Below are 13,615 nucleotides of genomic sequence, written 5' to 3'. Positions count from 1 at the left end.
AGATTTAGTCTTTCGGCTTTAAGCCATTCTTAATTCACTTCCTCCCGGTCACCTCCACGGCAGCGCCGACATCAAGCAGTGCAAGAGTTTCCATTGTACTGGTGCGCAACTGAACGGCATCAGCGTCTGGAAGGAATTGCCTCGCGTTTTTGTGCGCTAGACTTTGCCAAGAAAGGCGTGCAAGAGCGATTGCAAGTTCTGGTTCCCAGTGTGCCAGATCACGTTCTACCGCGATAGTGCGAAGCGAATTTAGCAGTGCAAAAAGCTGTTGTATAAGTTCGAAACGAAGGCAGTATTCCCCAATTTTCAATTGCGTTTCGAACCAGTCGCGGCCGGCGCTGCAAGACGACAAGTGGCTTTTGAGGACATTGAGGCCGTCAAGCGTCTTGCCTGCCGTTGCAAGTTGAACCGCTTCGGAATTTGCCATGTCGAGATCCGAACCGGCAACGCTGGCCTCACCGCCCCCGGCCTGAACCTCCTGAGCGATCCAGTCGCGCGTTTCCATGCTGGCAAAGTCGGTTCCGTCACTGAACGACAGGCTCAACAGGCCGGGGAAGCGCATCAGAAAGCCTGCCAGCTCGCCGACCACAAGCTTGTGGGCAGCCTCATAAGGACCTCCGAGGCTTGCCATTGCGGATGCGAGGTGAAATTGCGCGTCCAGCCAGAAGGGAGACGCGACGAATGCAGACTCTGCAGCCTTGACCAGTGCCTCGTTGTTGCCGGCACCCTTCAAGGCGGCGATTTCGGCAACTTTCGGCTTTTGAGGAGGGGGCAGAGCAGTCTTTCCGTCAGTATCGGGTGGCAGATTCTCAAGCCGGCCCCACAGCGCAAACCGTGCCGCGTAATAACCTCTGGCATCGGTCGGTGTCTGCTGACGAACCGTTGTCGCCGCCTTTGTTGCGGCATTGAAAACCGCCTGCAGGGCAGCGGTGGCATTTGAGGTATCGACACTGATTTCAGCGACTGGCGCAGCGGGAGCTGCCGCGGCCGGCGGAGTTGGTGTCGGCGACGGAGACGCTTCCTGAACCTGAGGAGCTGCCTCTTGGGGCGGGGCCTGCGCAACTGCTGCGCTCTCGGCGGGCGCTGCGTCTTCGGAAGATTCTGACGCCTTGTCTTCTGCCGGTGTTTCGGGCCCGGCTTCGGCAGCTTCTTGCGCCTTTTTCTGTTCTTCGAGCGCGGCCTTGGCGTCCTTGGCGAGTGGTCGAAGCGCTCGAATCAGCGGTCCAAGGGCCGCTTGCGACTTTGTGAGCTTTTGTTCAAGCGTGGTGTCGAGTTCAAGCAGCGCCTCATGTGCAATGTATATTTCGGCATTATGTGCTCCCTCCGGCGGCTTTGCCTCCACCATCGGCGCAAGCTTTTCTGCCAGCCAGTCATAGGCTCCGGCGCGACCCCTCTCTCGGCGAACCGGCGGGATCATTGTTTCCCATTGCGTGGATGTCATGTCGCGCAGAATAACGAGGCCGACCGCAAGACCTGGATAGCCTTCCTCGACAAAGAGACCGAATGCCAGCCGGGTCGCCAGAACCAGATCTTTCGAATTTGTCTTGAGAACCTTGAGCGTGTCCTCGTTCAACTGGGACCATCTGACGGCAGTGGGGCCGTCGGTTTCCATCTTGCGGAACTCGGCTTCAAGCTCCTCGAACTCCATTGAGTCGCGGAATTCTTCCTGTCCGTCCGGCGCCTCCAGGTTGGCACGGCCAACCTCTGCTCTTGGATCTTCGAGTGTCGCCAAGGCTTCTTCGTCAGCCATCAAGATACTCCGGAGCAATTTGGAAGTAAGAAACGTCACCTGTTTCTAAACTGATTCTGGGATTCGTAGCGATCAGCCAGTGACCTGTTTATAAAATTTATAATTTTTCAGAAGAAATTGTTGCGGGGATCTTGATGACACGATCACTCTGGTAAGACCCTGGTGGCACGCATCCGACCAGAACGACATTGAACGCCGAATGAATAAGGACACGGGAATGACCGCAGAGGCGCCAGAAATCACCATTGAGCATGAAACCGCTGAAGGATTTGCCATTGTGCGTCCGTCCGGAAAGCTGGACACGTTGAGCGCAAAGACCTTCGAGACATATTTGAAAGAGCTTGTTGCCGACCGATGCGGTGCACTTCTCATCGACATGTCGAAGGTCGACTATGTGACGAGTTTCGGACTGCGTTCCCTGCTCATCGTCGCCAAGCTGATGGCGCCCTCGGGGGAGCAGCTGGTGCTGTTTGAGGTCAACCCTTCCGTTGTGGAAGTCTTGAAGATTTCCGGCTTCCTGAAAATTCTGAAAGTCGTTGGCAGCGAAGCGGACGCTAAAGCCGCGGCGGGCAAGTAGGGGTGAAAGGCGAGAACGCTGGAACTGCGCGCTCTGACCAGCAGGATATTCTCATGGCGGCAAAGGTAGAAAAGGTAACGGTGCGCAACGATCTGTCGGAATTGCAGATCGTATATTCAGCACTGGAGTCATTCTCCAGGACAGCGGGTCTTTCTGACGAAGCAAGGCGGTCATTGTTGCTGGTGGTCGAGGAGCTGTTCAGCAACACGGTTTCATATGGTTATCCCAACGGCGAAGCCGACGAGATCGCTGTGTCGGTGGCATTACGTCCCAGATACGTCGAACTCACATTGACCGACGGTGGCAAGCCGTTCGACAGCAGCGTTTCTCCTGAAGGTCCGCACCAGAGCGACGATACGGAATCCATGCCGGTCGGCGGACTCGGTTTGTTTCTCGTGCATCAGCTTGCCCAGCAGGTGACGACAAAGCGGACCGGTGATCGCAACCACACGATCGTGCGTCTGCCCCGCAAGGTCGACTGAAGCGCGTCGGCGTATCAGAAAGTAAATTCCATCATAGAAAAATCGTCCGGCAGCGGCGCGGTGCCGTTAAAGGCGGCAAGCCAGTCGTAAATGGCCTGTGGAACTGGACCTGTTGCCGACTTCGCCTTCTCAGCCAACTGGTCCCAAGTCAGTGTCGCGCCTTTGTCGTCTTCGATTTCGTATGTCCCGTCGCTGATGACCAAAAGCCTGTCACCGGCAAGCATCTGAAATGTGTCACCTTCGTACGGCATGTCGGGCAGGGCTCCGATAACCATTCCATCCGGCGTGCCCAGACTGACGATTTCCGTTCCTTTGGTTGAGGGCCTCAAAAGGACGGCCGCCGGATGGCCGCCGGAAGCGTAGGATAGATGACCGGTTGAACGCCGGTAAACTCCATACCAGATGGTGAAAAACATGTTGTTCTGCCGCTCCATTGGAAAGGCGTTGTTGAGTTTTTCAAGCACATCGGACGGCCTGTGGAAATCTGCATCGGCAAGTGCGTTGGCCCTGAGCACATTAATGATTGCGACTGACAGCAGGGCGGCGCCGACACCGTGCCCGCAAACGTCGATGAGGTAGATCGCGAAATGGTCCTCGTCCAGGTCATGATACCCAAACGAATCACCTCCCAGTTCGGTAGACGGTATGAGAAGCCAGTCCGCCTGTGGAATGGACGCCCGCTTTTCCGGCAAAATTGAGTGGACATAATTGCCTGCGTCACGCAGCTCGGCTTCAAGCCTTTCCTGCGTTTTGGTGAGCAGGATGTTGTATTCGGCAAGCTGGTCTTCTACGGCCTCGCCATGTTCTATCGTCGCTTCGTAGAGCAACTTCAGATCGGCATGTTCAGCCTTAAGGTCCTCTAACTCCCTACGTAATTCACTCGCCTCGTCATCGGGAGCTTGACGCATTGAGACTGTTTTGCTGTCGCTGTTCATTGTCCAACCGTGGTACTCGGATCGGCGCGGGAAAGTTGCCGGAACACTTATAGTCTAACGTCAACATTCGCGAATAAAAACAAACATTAACCGAAGTTGTTATATCATTGGCAACTAGCGGCATCGTATTGTTCAAAACATGAATTATCGATGACACGTGTCATGCTGGCGGTAATTTCCATGTGCATTGTAAAACTGAGACGCACTAACATAGTGTGTAATGAACTACGCCAACGGGGGAATAAGCATGCCGTCACCTTCTGAGGGTGTCTTTTCGCAAAGCGATTTGCCGCAAATGCTTCAGATGGACTTGAACATTGAGGATTTCTGCTCGGATTGGTCGCATTGCGATCTGATGTCGGCGTACCTTGCAAGAATGGTCAGCCACAATCGGCTCGATTCGCTCCTTTTTTCGAATCTTTACTCCTCCGCCGTCAACGAACTCATGGAAACAGTCTTCCGGATGCGCGGCAAGGAAGGCACGCTGCAGTTCTCGGTCCACAGAAAAGATAACATTGACCGGATAGAACTGGTCTTTCCCGTCGAAGACGATACTTATCTCGCCTACCAAGATGCTATAGGCAAAGTTGCTGACGATAATGCGGAAAAGCTCTACCTGGAGGCATTGTTTGCCGAAGCGGAGCCTGATGCCAGCCTTGGTCTTCTGGAACTAGGTGTCGACTATGGTGCCCGTTTGACCGTGGATCGCTTTGAGGACGGCCGAATGCAGTTGACAGCGGAAATGACGCTTGAGGAAGACAAAAAATGAATTCCGTTACCACGTCTCACGCGTTTGCATGGACCTACAACGAGAACGACCAGGAATTCTCGTTGCACGGAAGTTTGCGTCCGCAGCGCCCGGATGAGCTGAGCAACTGTATTTCCGAGCTCGAGCACTCGGTCAGGAACGTAAGCGGAAAATTCTATGTGAATGTCCGCAGGCTGGTCAGGATGAACAATGTCGCCTTTCAGACATTTGCCTGCAAGATCCTGGATCTCGTGCGCGGACGCAGCGATCTGAATGTGCACGTGACGACGTCCAGTGTGGTGGGCTGGGCGACCCGCAAGTTTGCGGTTCTCGAATCCATGTCCGAACGCATCACGGTCAGCGAGTACGACAGCGAGTTCTATCCGGGGCAGACATTCCTGGAAGAAGGCGGGTTCATTCCGATCCTGCGCACCCAGACCAAACTGACCTGGCGGCATGAAAAATCCATTCTCGCAAGGCATGGCCTGGAGCCCGACATGCAGGTGGCGGACGTGTGCTGCGGCATCGGTGATTTCGCCGTGCTGTTACAGAAGGAATACCAGCCCTCCCGTCTTGTAGCGTTGGACCACAGCCGGTCCAGCCTGGAATACGCGCGCAAAGTGGCATCCGATTTCGGTGTAAGGGGCATTGACTATGTCTTCGGCGACGCGTCCGACATGCTGTTGGAAAGCGACCAGTTCGATTTCGTGACCTGCCGCCATTCACTCCAGGTATTTGACCGCCCCGAGCTCATTCTCCAGGAGCTGTTCAGGATCTGCAAACCCGGCGGCCGTGTGTACATCACCAACGAGAAGAACTCGCATTGCCTGGGCGAGCCTCGGTCTGAGTCGATCCAAAAAACCTACACCGAAGTCGCGCGGCTCTGGGCGCATTTCAACATGGATATCGAGTTCGGTCCGAAAAGCCGCCGTCATCTGATCGATACGGGTCTGGAGGACATCCGCATGGAGTCCTTCATGGTCACCAACCTGGACGGAAATCCGCAGGATTTTGCCGATATCATCCAGTCCTGGGAAGACGTTTACGCTGGCCAAATGGCTGTCGAGCGCGGTGACAGCGAAGAAAAGATGCGTGAATTCCGGAAAGGCTTTCAGGACCACATTTTCGCGGCCCTGCATCCGAAAGGGTATGCCGGCTGGCCGATCTGGGTTGCCTCGGGACGAAAACCAAAATGAGTTTGGCAAACGTGAACGCTGATACACCGGAAAAACATGAGCCGGAGCGCATCGGGCGGCTTTCCCGTCACAGTTTCCGTGCCAAATTTATTCTTGTGGTGAGTGCGGCGGTACTGTTCGATCTGATCCTTGCCGGGGGCGTAGCCATCTGGAATGTGCAGCGGCTGTCCAAGGACGCGACCGAAAAGGTCGCCCAGGGTTTGACGACCGCGACCGAGGAATACCTGCGCACCTATATCGATACGACGGCCCTGCGGACCGAGTTGCTGCTCGACCAGGTGTTCTCGGAAGTGGAAGCTCTCGGCGCGTCCATGCAGACGCTGATCGACAATCCGCGCACGGGTGCCCAAATCGGTCAGACCGTCGAAACGGACCCGGTGTTGGGTGACACGCTGGTGTTCAACCCTGCCGCGGACTGGTCCCAGAACGAACCGGGTGAGTCCGTCGTCAGTGTCTGGGGATATCTGCTCGACGACCAGGGTGACCCGTTGCCGGCTGTCGAAAAACAGATCGCGGACAGTTCAGCCTTCAACCTCGTCGCTCCCGGCATGATGAAGACCGGTTCGCCCAAGCTGCAAATGTATTACGTCGGCCCCAAGAACATGCCGATCATGCGGACGTCGCCATACACGGACCAGGCGCAAACGTTCGACAGGCTCTATCCAGGCCACAACGAAGAGAATTTCTGGGATTTCTTCTTTCCAGGTGTTTACGAGAGCTGGCAGGGCTGGATCGGCAATCCGGCAAACCGGCCGGTGCCGCGGGATATAGTCGGAACCGCGCCCTATATCGATGCGATTACGGGCGCCAAGATCGTCAGCTTCTTCTTCCCACTCTGGACGCAGGACCGCACCGATGTCGCCGGTATGACGGCGGTCGATATTACACTCGACCAATTGTCCAGCCTGGTTGAAAACGTCAAGATTGCAGATACCGGTTTCGGCTTTCTGGCGTCTTCCTCCGGCAACGTGCTGGCAGTGAGCGACGCAGGCGCTCAGGTTCTCGGACTTGTATCCGTCGGCGGCGAAGGCCAGGGCGTGACGGGGATCAACAGATTTCTTGCCCAGAGCCAGTTTCCTGCGGTGGCGAAACTCGAACTGCCGCATAACGAAGGAACCGTGATCGACACCCTCAATCTGGCGACCAGGGCGGACGGCGGCGATGAGGACTACACCGTCATCCTGAAGGAACTGGCACCGATCAACCTGTGGGACGGTGAAAAGATCGTTTCGGAAAACCTGACGCTCGGCTTCATGGTCTCCAATGACGAGATCTATGCGTCCTTGACCGCCGTTCAGCAGGAACTGACGGAAGCAACCCAACGTATCGTCAACTGGCAGATCGTCGTGCTTCTGGTCAGCCTCATGATCGTGACGCTCGCGGTTTATGCGATTTCCGGCCGCATCACCAAGGGCCTGTCCCAGCTTGCGAGCGCCGCACGGGCGCTGCAGAACAAGGACTATACGGTCCGGGTGGCCATGACGACGCGGGACGAAGTGGCGGCGGTGGGGCGTGCGTTCAACCGGATGGCTGAGGAAATCAGCTACCACACGGAGAACCTTGAAAATCTCGTTGAAGAACGCACCAAGAGGCTGGAAACGGCAAACCGTGAGATCGTCGATCTGAACAAGCGTCTCAAGTCGGAGAATGTGCGCCTTGGTGCGGAGCTCGACGTCGCGAAGCGGATCCAGGAAATGGTTCTGCCGCGCCGCAGCGAGCTTGAGAACATCCCGCAGATCGAAATCGCGGCATTCATGGAGCCGGCAGACGAAGTCGGCGGCGACTATTATGACGTGCTGTTCGACGGCGACCACATCAAGGTCGGTATCGGCGACGTGACCGGCCACGGGCTGGAAAGCGGCGTGCTGATGCTGATGGTGCAGTCGGTCGCCCGCGCATTGCAGGAAAAGGGTGACCGGGACCCGGTCGCCTTCCTCGATGTTTTGAACCGTGCGGTCTACAAGAACATCACCCGCACGAGATCCGACAAGCACCTGACACTGGCCTTTGTGGATTACGAAGACGGCAAGGTGACACTTTCCGGCCAGCACGAGGAAGTTCTCATCATCAGGGCAAATGGCGAAACCGAACGCATCGATACGATGGATCTCGGTTTTCCGGTCGGACTTGAGGCCGATATCTCGCCCTTCGTCGCCACGCTTGATCTGGACTTCGGACCTGAGGATGTCCTGATACTTCACACCGACGGCATAACAGAGGCTGAAAACGACACCGGCGTGATGTTTGGCCTCGATCGTCTCAGCGAAAGCGCGCATGAAAATCGCTCGAAATCCGCGAAAGGTATTGCAGAGGCGGTTATAAATGATGTGAAGTCACATATCGGCGACTATAAAGTATTTGATGATATCACGCTCGTTGTCTTGAAGCATAGGTAGGGTATGGTCCAGGATTTTGGTAACACGACAGCTTCGAACGGCAGTGATGCGACCAGCTTCTCGCTCAAGCTACGGGCAGAGCCGCTTGAACTGAGTTGGCATCATTGTGGTGTCACCTCCGATTTCATTGGTGAATATTTCAGCCGGGCCTGCCGTCAGGGCATTGATCCTGTCGATGCACGGCACAGCATCAGTTACATGATCAACGAGATATTGGAAAACGCGGTGAAGTTCCGCCATGGCGGCGATGTCGAACTTGTCAGCAGCCTGGAGGACGACAGGTTTGAGATCCGGATCATGAACCAGATCGATGACGAGACGGCCGAAAAATTCCAGGGACACCTGACGCTGCTGATGGACCGCGAACCTGGGGAACTGCTGCTGGAGCGCATCGAGGAGAATGCGCTCAATCCCGATTCATCCGGTTCGGGTCTCGGACTTCTGACACTTATGAGCGACTACGGAGCGAAATTAGGCTGGTCTTTCGCGTCGGAGCGTGTAAGTGAAGGCGTTGAACTGACGACCTTTGCATCATTGCGACTGTCCTGATCGCCGACTAATTCCAAAGGAAGAAACCAAAATGGAAATCAGCACGAACGATTATCGCGTTTGGACTGAAGGTTCGACAATCCACTACGAAGGAACGATGCGGCTTTCTGGAACGGACGCTTATGCGCCCATTCTTGAAATCATGAATTCCATACTGTCGTCCAAACCGGAACTCATTACGCTGGACCTCACCGGACTGGAGTTTCTCAACAGTTCCGGTATCAACCTGCTTGCCAAGTTCACGATCGAAATCAGGAAACAGCCGGAAGTTGGCGTGCGCGTGCTGGGGTCGAAATCCATTCCCTGGCAATCCAAGTCCCTGCGCAATCTGCAGCGGTTGCACCCGGCTCTGGAACTGACGATCTCCTGATCGCCGCCGACCGTTGTCCGGCCAGGCTGCCGGATGTTCGATCTGGAAGGAGCTGATGCGGTACCTATGCTCAAGACGGGCGCTTCGGCCTTCGCGAACACTCTTCGCGGTATCGGCCATCCTGCTTGTAGCCGCCTGCCAGTCGGGCGACCAGAACCCGCGATTGCAAAGTGAATATGTCGGCCGGACCACGGCAGAGTTTTTTGAAGCGTACGGTCCTCCGGACCAGGTAATCGCTATGAAACAGGAGTTGAAGCGGGACTCCACGGGGCGCGTTCTCACCAATGCCGATCCGAAGGAACTGGTCTACTACTGGTCGTCAATCAACAGGAAAACCTATTCCAAGGTCGCGACGGGGTCTTCCGACGGCTGCAATCTCGCGATCCTTTCAACTGCCGAAGGCAAGATCCTCCTGATCGAAGCCCAGGACGACGGCGGCGACGCCGCCGCAGCCAAAGCCCGCTGCGAAGGCGTCATCGACTGAGACAGCACACGAAGCTGCCGTCCGAGCCTTTTGATTTTCACAAAAAAGAAGAAATTGGTGCACCCGACAGGATTCGAACCTGTGACCTCTGCCTTCGGAGGGTGGTTGTCATTCGCTTATTCCTTGTTATTTTTCAATTGGTTATTTGGCGTATGCTGAAGCGCCTGTGCGCGTCCTGTACTGAGGCCAAGTTGGACCTTGCTCTCTGCGTCTTCTGCATGACCGTAGGTTTCGAAAAGCAGTCTCGTGTCCGCCCAACGGCCCTGCTTGGCGACGGAGTGGGGGTCGATCCCCTGTCTGTTCAACATCTCGGTTGCAAAGCCATGGCGTCCAGCAGCATGAGGCATGCGGACATCGATCTTCGCGGCGTTGCAAACGCGCTTCCATCGCTTGTAGACGCTGCCACGCGATGCGTAGCCGAAAAGCAGCATGGGACGTTCCTGGTTCGGGTCTCCAGTTCTGCGCGGGCGCCGAGGTTTGAGTTCCATCAATTCGGCCGCGAGCTCTTTTGAGAGTTTGACCGGCGTTCTGGGAAAGCCTTTTGCCGGCGGCATTGAGACGACGCAGTTCTTCAGGTCGAGATCATCCGGAGTGATCGCGAGTGCTTGGCTAATCCTCGCAGCCGTTTCGAACATGAACTGCGCGAGGAGCCCAAATCTCAGGTCTGTGTGTTTTCGAAACTCGAGGATCCAGCTCCAGTCCCCCGGAACCTTTTCAGGCCGGCTTTGTTTGCCGCGCCGTTGATCTTGTTTTTCTCGTTCCTGGTTCGAATAGCCTCTGATCTTTAGCGCTTCGCATTTACCGAGATCGTGCGCGTGATTGATAACGGCCCGCACTGGGTTGATGATTTGTTTTCGCCAGGTGTCCGTTGAATTGTGCGGGGAAATGATCGGCCCGAGATCGCGTACCATTGTGCCGGTGATCTCACTGACTGGAATGTTCTCCAGATACGGCATGACCTTCAGGAGATATCCCGCAAATTCGGGTGTCGGACTGTAAAGCTCGACTGCATCGGAAAACAGGAATGGCCTTTCGGCCTGAGGTAGATCCGAAGCGTAAAAGGCCCTGATTTCTTGATGTTTAAACCAGGCTAGGTACGTTTCTGCATCAGCCTTTCTAGTTTTTCCCGTGCTCTTACGGATGTACTGACAGTTTGGAATTTCTTCGATGCGACCTCTGATGTGCCATACGTCGGAGTCTTTTCGTCTGATGAGTTCGAGTGGCATTGATCTGTCTGGTTCAAAATCTGTTCAATGTGGTCGGGATGCAGAAGCATTGGCCGCGTGCAGGAATAAAATGCACCCAGTCTGCGAGCCCTCGCCGTAAGCTGGCGGGCAGAAATCCGGATTCCTTTTTCTGCGAATATGGACACCCACTCCACGGCTGTTTTCGCTTCTGTGAGGGCTTTGGGGAGGACAACTGGTGAGCTCAATAGAACGGCTCCCTTAGCGAGGGAGCCGAGGCGACAGGGACGAAGAGTGTGTCGGAGCATTGAGCTCATCCATCCGATGCCGGATGCAGCGCACGATTTCGCTGTTCAAGGACGATGCGTTTTTCTGCGTTTCCGATTCCAAAAATCGCTTTGTCTCAACCGGGAGGCGGACAAGGACCCTGGGCCAGTTTTGTTTGGTCATCTGCTAATCTCCTGAATAGTAGCACTATGCTATCTATTCGCCATCCTATGCCGAAACAATCGCATTATGCTAGCATTTTCTATATAGCACTTTGCGAGTATCAACAGGCCATGACGAGCCAGACCAAAGCCAAAGACAAGGATCAATTTGTCGTTCGCCTGCCGGACGGCATGCGCGATCAAATTGCCGAGGCAGCAAAACGCAGCAACCGTTCCATGAACGCCGAGATCGTCGCGCGGTTGGAAGAGACCTTCTTGTCCAGTGTATCCGCCAGATACAAATGGGCGCTTGCTCAGATAAATGACGTCGCCAAGGCGAAAATACCTGTTTCGAAAGTGGCAGAGGCCGTTTCAGAAGAAACGGCAGAGCAGCTGGAGCGGGTGTTTGGAGGGATTGCCTACCCTTCGTTCGATCTTTCCAACCGTGTTGCCAGCTACCTTAATGTGCGGCCGGAGTGGCTCAAGCACGGCGAAGGCCATCCTTTCGAAGTGCACCAGATAAGCTCATACGGCACCGAACTGGCGGATATGCTTGTGAAGCAAGATCCCCAAAAAATCGCCTTCATCAGAAGCATGGCCAGGGAAGGCAATGTGGCAATCGTCACGTCGCATGATGGCTTTGTCAGCAAAATCTTCAATACGACGTTGAACCTTAGTGAAGTGGTCGGCGGCTCGGGTGAATTTGATCAAGCCAGCTTTTCAAACACTTGCAGGAAGCTGAGCCTGAACCAGGCGCCGATCGAGACGTCCGGGTATCTCCTGGATCCTGAAAATTTTGTTCAGCTCGTACACGGCGACTTGAACCCTCTTCTTGCGGTCAAACAAGCTCGTTCGTCGTCTTGGTTTTCTGATTGGTGGCAACCGTCCAGCTTTGAAAAACAGGCAAATGACCATGGTTACTGGCCCGGCTATCAGGAGCTCTGCAAAAGAGTTTTTCACACGGTTGAACACTTCGATTCCTTGAGAAACGAGCGTGACAAGATTTTGAGTGGGTAGCAGCATCGGGACCTTATCCTGCGGCGGAACGCATTGCCCGGAACAGCGTGATTGGCCACCTAATGGCAGATCGTTTCCCGTGGTGTGCGAATCCTCCCTTAAATAGCCGTAGTCATTAATTAAAAAAATTGCATTTTTCTTTATTAGTGAACTCCGTTATTTAAACTGACGTACTTAAAGCTCTGGAGCCATTGCCGTGCCCGTTTTCCACGAACCTGATGGACGAAAAGGAACGTTTGTCGAAACGTCGGTAGCGGGTGAGCGCGTGCGCGCCTTTGTGCCTCCACCGCTGCCGCCGGTGCCACCTGTTGATCTCTCGGCCCTGGTGACACGACTGAGCGCTGCCGAGCGAGCCCTGGGACGTCTCGATGGGGTTTCTGTCCTCCTGCCAAACAAAGAGCTCTTTCTCTATATGTATGTCCGCAAGGAAGCCGTTCTGTCGTCCCAGATTGAAGGCACGCAATCGACGCTGTCCGATCTCTTGCGGTTCGAAACGGAAGCCGTCGCCGGCGCACCGCTCGATGACATCAGGGAAGTTTCCAACTACGTCGATGCCATGATGTACGGCCTCGATCGGATGGCCACGTTGCCGATTTCCCTTCGCCTAATTCGCGAGATGCATGACCGGCTGCTCGACAGCGGCCGGGGCGCAACGCAAAACCCGGGTGAGTTTCGAAGCTCGCAAAACTGGATTGGTGGAACACGGCCAGGCAACGCGATGTTCGTGCCCCCACCACCAAACGAGGTCATGAATTGCCTTAGTGATTGGGAGCAGTTTCTGCATTCCGAAACTCGAGATATTCCGCCGCTCATCAAGGCGGGTTTGCTTCACGTGCAGTTCGAGACAATCCACCCTTTCCTGGACGGAAACGGCAGACTTGGCCGTCTGCTGATCACGCTGTTTCTGTGTGCCGAGGGCGTTCTGCGCCAGCCACTACTCTATCTCTCGCTTTACCTGAAGACCCACCGCGCGGATTACTACCGCCTCTTGCAGGAAGTGCGCGAACGCGGGGCCTGGGAAGCCTGGCTCGAGTTCTTTCTGGATGGTATTGCGGAAACCGCCAACCAGGCTTTCGAAACCGCGAACCGGATCGCCTCCCTTTTGGCGGAGGACCGTGGGCGTATTGTTTCTGATGCAGATCGAACCGGCTCGGTTCTTCAGGTTCATGACCTGATGCGCACACGCCCATTCCTGACAGCCGCCGCTGCGGTAGAGCACAGTGGCCTGACAATGCCAACCGTCAATGCTGCCCTGGCTCAATTGCAGAAACTCGGCCTGGTTGAGGAAATCACCGGCCGAAAGCGCGACCGCGTCTTTGCCTATCGCGCCTATCTGGATGTCCTGAGCGACGGGGTGGCCCGTTGATGAGCTTGGTGCGTTCATCCGATTTCTAAGGCATTGAGAATTGGCGCAATTAATGACTGCTTCGCGCCGCCAAATCGGTCATCCGTCGTTTTGCAAGTTTACGCTGGAAGCCGACATTCGTTGAGGCGCAGCA

13 protein-coding genes are annotated in these 13,615 nt (G+C 55.3%); 10 read left to right on the top strand and 3 right to left on the bottom strand.

The genetic code is table 11. From position 1 onward, the window contains the following. Window positions 1–34 precede the first annotated feature (34 nt). Complete coding sequence (tssA, locus tag Q0915_RS25165) at window positions 35–1,750, bottom strand: type VI secretion system protein TssA (RefSeq protein ID WP_299483459.1); 1,716 nt, start codon at window positions 1,748–1,750, stop codon at window positions 35–37. 217 nt (window positions 1,751–1,967) lie between these two features. Between tssA and Q0915_RS25160 the strand changes: the two genes are divergently transcribed. Continuing rightward, window positions 1,968–2,327 (top strand): STAS domain-containing protein, encoded by a 360-nt coding sequence (locus tag Q0915_RS25160; RefSeq protein WP_299483457.1) that lies wholly within the window; start codon window positions 1,968–1,970, stop codon window positions 2,325–2,327. 53 nt (window positions 2,328–2,380) lie between these two features. Then, window positions 2,381–2,809 (top strand): ATP-binding protein, encoded by a 429-nt coding sequence (locus Q0915_RS25155; protein WP_299483455.1) that lies wholly within the window; start codon window positions 2,381–2,383, stop codon window positions 2,807–2,809. Window positions 2,810–2,823: 14 nt separating this feature from the next. Here Q0915_RS25155 and Q0915_RS25150 read toward each other — a convergent pair whose 3' ends face one another. After that, window positions 2,824–3,717, bottom strand: coding sequence for a SpoIIE family protein phosphatase (locus tag Q0915_RS25150; RefSeq protein WP_299483453.1), 894 nt, complete (start codon window positions 3,715–3,717; stop codon window positions 2,824–2,826). Window positions 3,718–3,991: 274 nt separating this feature from the next. Between Q0915_RS25150 and Q0915_RS25145 the strand changes: the two genes are divergently transcribed. The 6 genes from Q0915_RS25145 to Q0915_RS25120 are packed head-to-tail and all read left to right on the top strand — an operon-like array spanning window position 3,992 to window position 9,487. Beyond that, window positions 3,992–4,513: a ubiquinone biosynthesis methyltransferase UbiE gene (locus tag Q0915_RS25145; RefSeq protein WP_299483451.1), complete on the top strand. Its 522-nt coding sequence runs from the start codon at window positions 3,992–3,994 to the stop codon at window positions 4,511–4,513. Continuing rightward, window positions 4,510–5,688, top strand: a complete 1,179-nt coding sequence (locus Q0915_RS25140) for a class I SAM-dependent methyltransferase (protein ID WP_299483449.1) — start codon at window positions 4,510–4,512, stop codon at window positions 5,686–5,688. Before Q0915_RS25145 ends, Q0915_RS25140 begins: the two co-directional genes overlap by 4 nt. Then, window positions 5,685–8,084 (top strand): SpoIIE family protein phosphatase, encoded by a 2,400-nt coding sequence (locus Q0915_RS25135; RefSeq protein WP_299483447.1) that lies wholly within the window; start codon window positions 5,685–5,687, stop codon window positions 8,082–8,084. The genes Q0915_RS25140 and Q0915_RS25135 overlap by 4 nt, the downstream gene beginning before the upstream one ends. A 3-nt stretch (window positions 8,085–8,087) precedes the next feature. Continuing rightward, window positions 8,088–8,633 (top strand): ATP-binding protein, encoded by a 546-nt coding sequence (locus tag Q0915_RS25130; protein WP_299483445.1) that lies wholly within the window; start codon window positions 8,088–8,090, stop codon window positions 8,631–8,633. 31 nt (window positions 8,634–8,664) lie between these two features. Continuing rightward, window positions 8,665–9,003, top strand: a complete 339-nt coding sequence (locus Q0915_RS25125; RefSeq protein WP_299483444.1) for a hypothetical protein — start codon at window positions 8,665–8,667, stop codon at window positions 9,001–9,003. 55 nt (window positions 9,004–9,058) lie between these two features. Beyond that, the gene (locus Q0915_RS25120) at window positions 9,059–9,487 is read left to right on the top strand and encodes a hypothetical protein (protein WP_299483442.1); all 429 of its coding nucleotides are present in this window, start codon (window positions 9,059–9,061) and stop codon (window positions 9,485–9,487) included. Window positions 9,488–9,603: 116 nt separating this feature from the next. Here Q0915_RS25120 and Q0915_RS25115 read toward each other — a convergent pair whose 3' ends face one another. Further along, a complete protein-coding gene (locus Q0915_RS25115; RefSeq protein WP_299483440.1) occupies window positions 9,604–10,443 on the bottom strand; it encodes a site-specific integrase in 840 nt (279 codons plus the stop codon). 704 nt (window positions 10,444–11,147) lie between these two features. Here Q0915_RS25115 and Q0915_RS25110 point away from each other — a divergent pair. Both Q0915_RS25110 and Q0915_RS25105 read left to right on the top strand, forming a co-directional pair. Then, window positions 11,148–12,116 (top strand): Arc family DNA-binding protein, encoded by a 969-nt coding sequence (locus tag Q0915_RS25110; RefSeq protein ID WP_299544466.1) that lies wholly within the window; start codon window positions 11,148–11,150, stop codon window positions 12,114–12,116. Window positions 12,117–12,312: 196 nt separating this feature from the next. Next, on the top strand, window positions 12,313–13,482 hold the full coding sequence (locus tag Q0915_RS25105; protein WP_299483436.1) for a Fic family protein: 1,170 nt from the start codon (window positions 12,313–12,315) through the stop codon (window positions 13,480–13,482). The last annotated feature ends 133 nt before the right edge of the window (window positions 13,483–13,615 follow it).

It is taken from the genome of uncultured Roseibium sp., assembly GCF_947494555.1.
Classification (GTDB): domain Bacteria; phylum Pseudomonadota; class Alphaproteobacteria; order Rhizobiales; family Stappiaceae; genus Roseibium.
This window is presented reverse-complemented; position numbering and strand designations above follow the sequence as displayed.

What these genes read in the sequence shown, in the direction of transcription:
- tssA (WP_299483459.1), bottom strand. Translation starts at nt 1,750, where the DNA reads ATGGCTGACGAAGAAGCCTTGGCGACACTCGAAGATCCAAGAGCAGAG.
- Q0915_RS25160 (WP_299483457.1), top strand. Translation starts at nt 1,968, where the DNA reads ATGACCGCAGAGGCGCCAGAAATCACCATTGAGCATGAAACCGCTGAA.
- Q0915_RS25155 (WP_299483455.1), top strand. Translation starts at nt 2,381, where the DNA reads ATGGCGGCAAAGGTAGAAAAGGTAACGGTGCGCAACGATCTGTCGGAA.
- Q0915_RS25150 (WP_299483453.1), bottom strand. Translation starts at nt 3,717, where the DNA reads ATGCGTCAAGCTCCCGATGACGAGGCGAGTGAATTACGTAGGGAGTTA.
- Q0915_RS25145 (WP_299483451.1), top strand. Translation starts at nt 3,992, where the DNA reads ATGCCGTCACCTTCTGAGGGTGTCTTTTCGCAAAGCGATTTGCCGCAA.
- Q0915_RS25140 (WP_299483449.1), top strand. Translation starts at nt 4,510, where the DNA reads ATGAATTCCGTTACCACGTCTCACGCGTTTGCATGGACCTACAACGAG.
- Q0915_RS25135 (WP_299483447.1), top strand. Translation starts at nt 5,685, where the DNA reads ATGAGTTTGGCAAACGTGAACGCTGATACACCGGAAAAACATGAGCCG.
- Q0915_RS25130 (WP_299483445.1), top strand. Translation starts at nt 8,088, where the DNA reads ATGGTCCAGGATTTTGGTAACACGACAGCTTCGAACGGCAGTGATGCG.
- Q0915_RS25125 (WP_299483444.1), top strand. Translation starts at nt 8,665, where the DNA reads ATGGAAATCAGCACGAACGATTATCGCGTTTGGACTGAAGGTTCGACA.
- Q0915_RS25120 (WP_299483442.1), top strand. Translation starts at nt 9,059, where the DNA reads ATGCGGTACCTATGCTCAAGACGGGCGCTTCGGCCTTCGCGAACACTC.
- Q0915_RS25115 (WP_299483440.1), bottom strand. Translation starts at nt 10,443, where the DNA reads ATGCCGTATCTGGAGAACATTCCAGTCAGTGAGATCACCGGCACAATG.
- Q0915_RS25110 (WP_299544466.1), top strand. Translation starts at nt 11,148, where the DNA reads ATGCTATCTATTCGCCATCCTATGCCGAAACAATCGCATTATGCTAGC.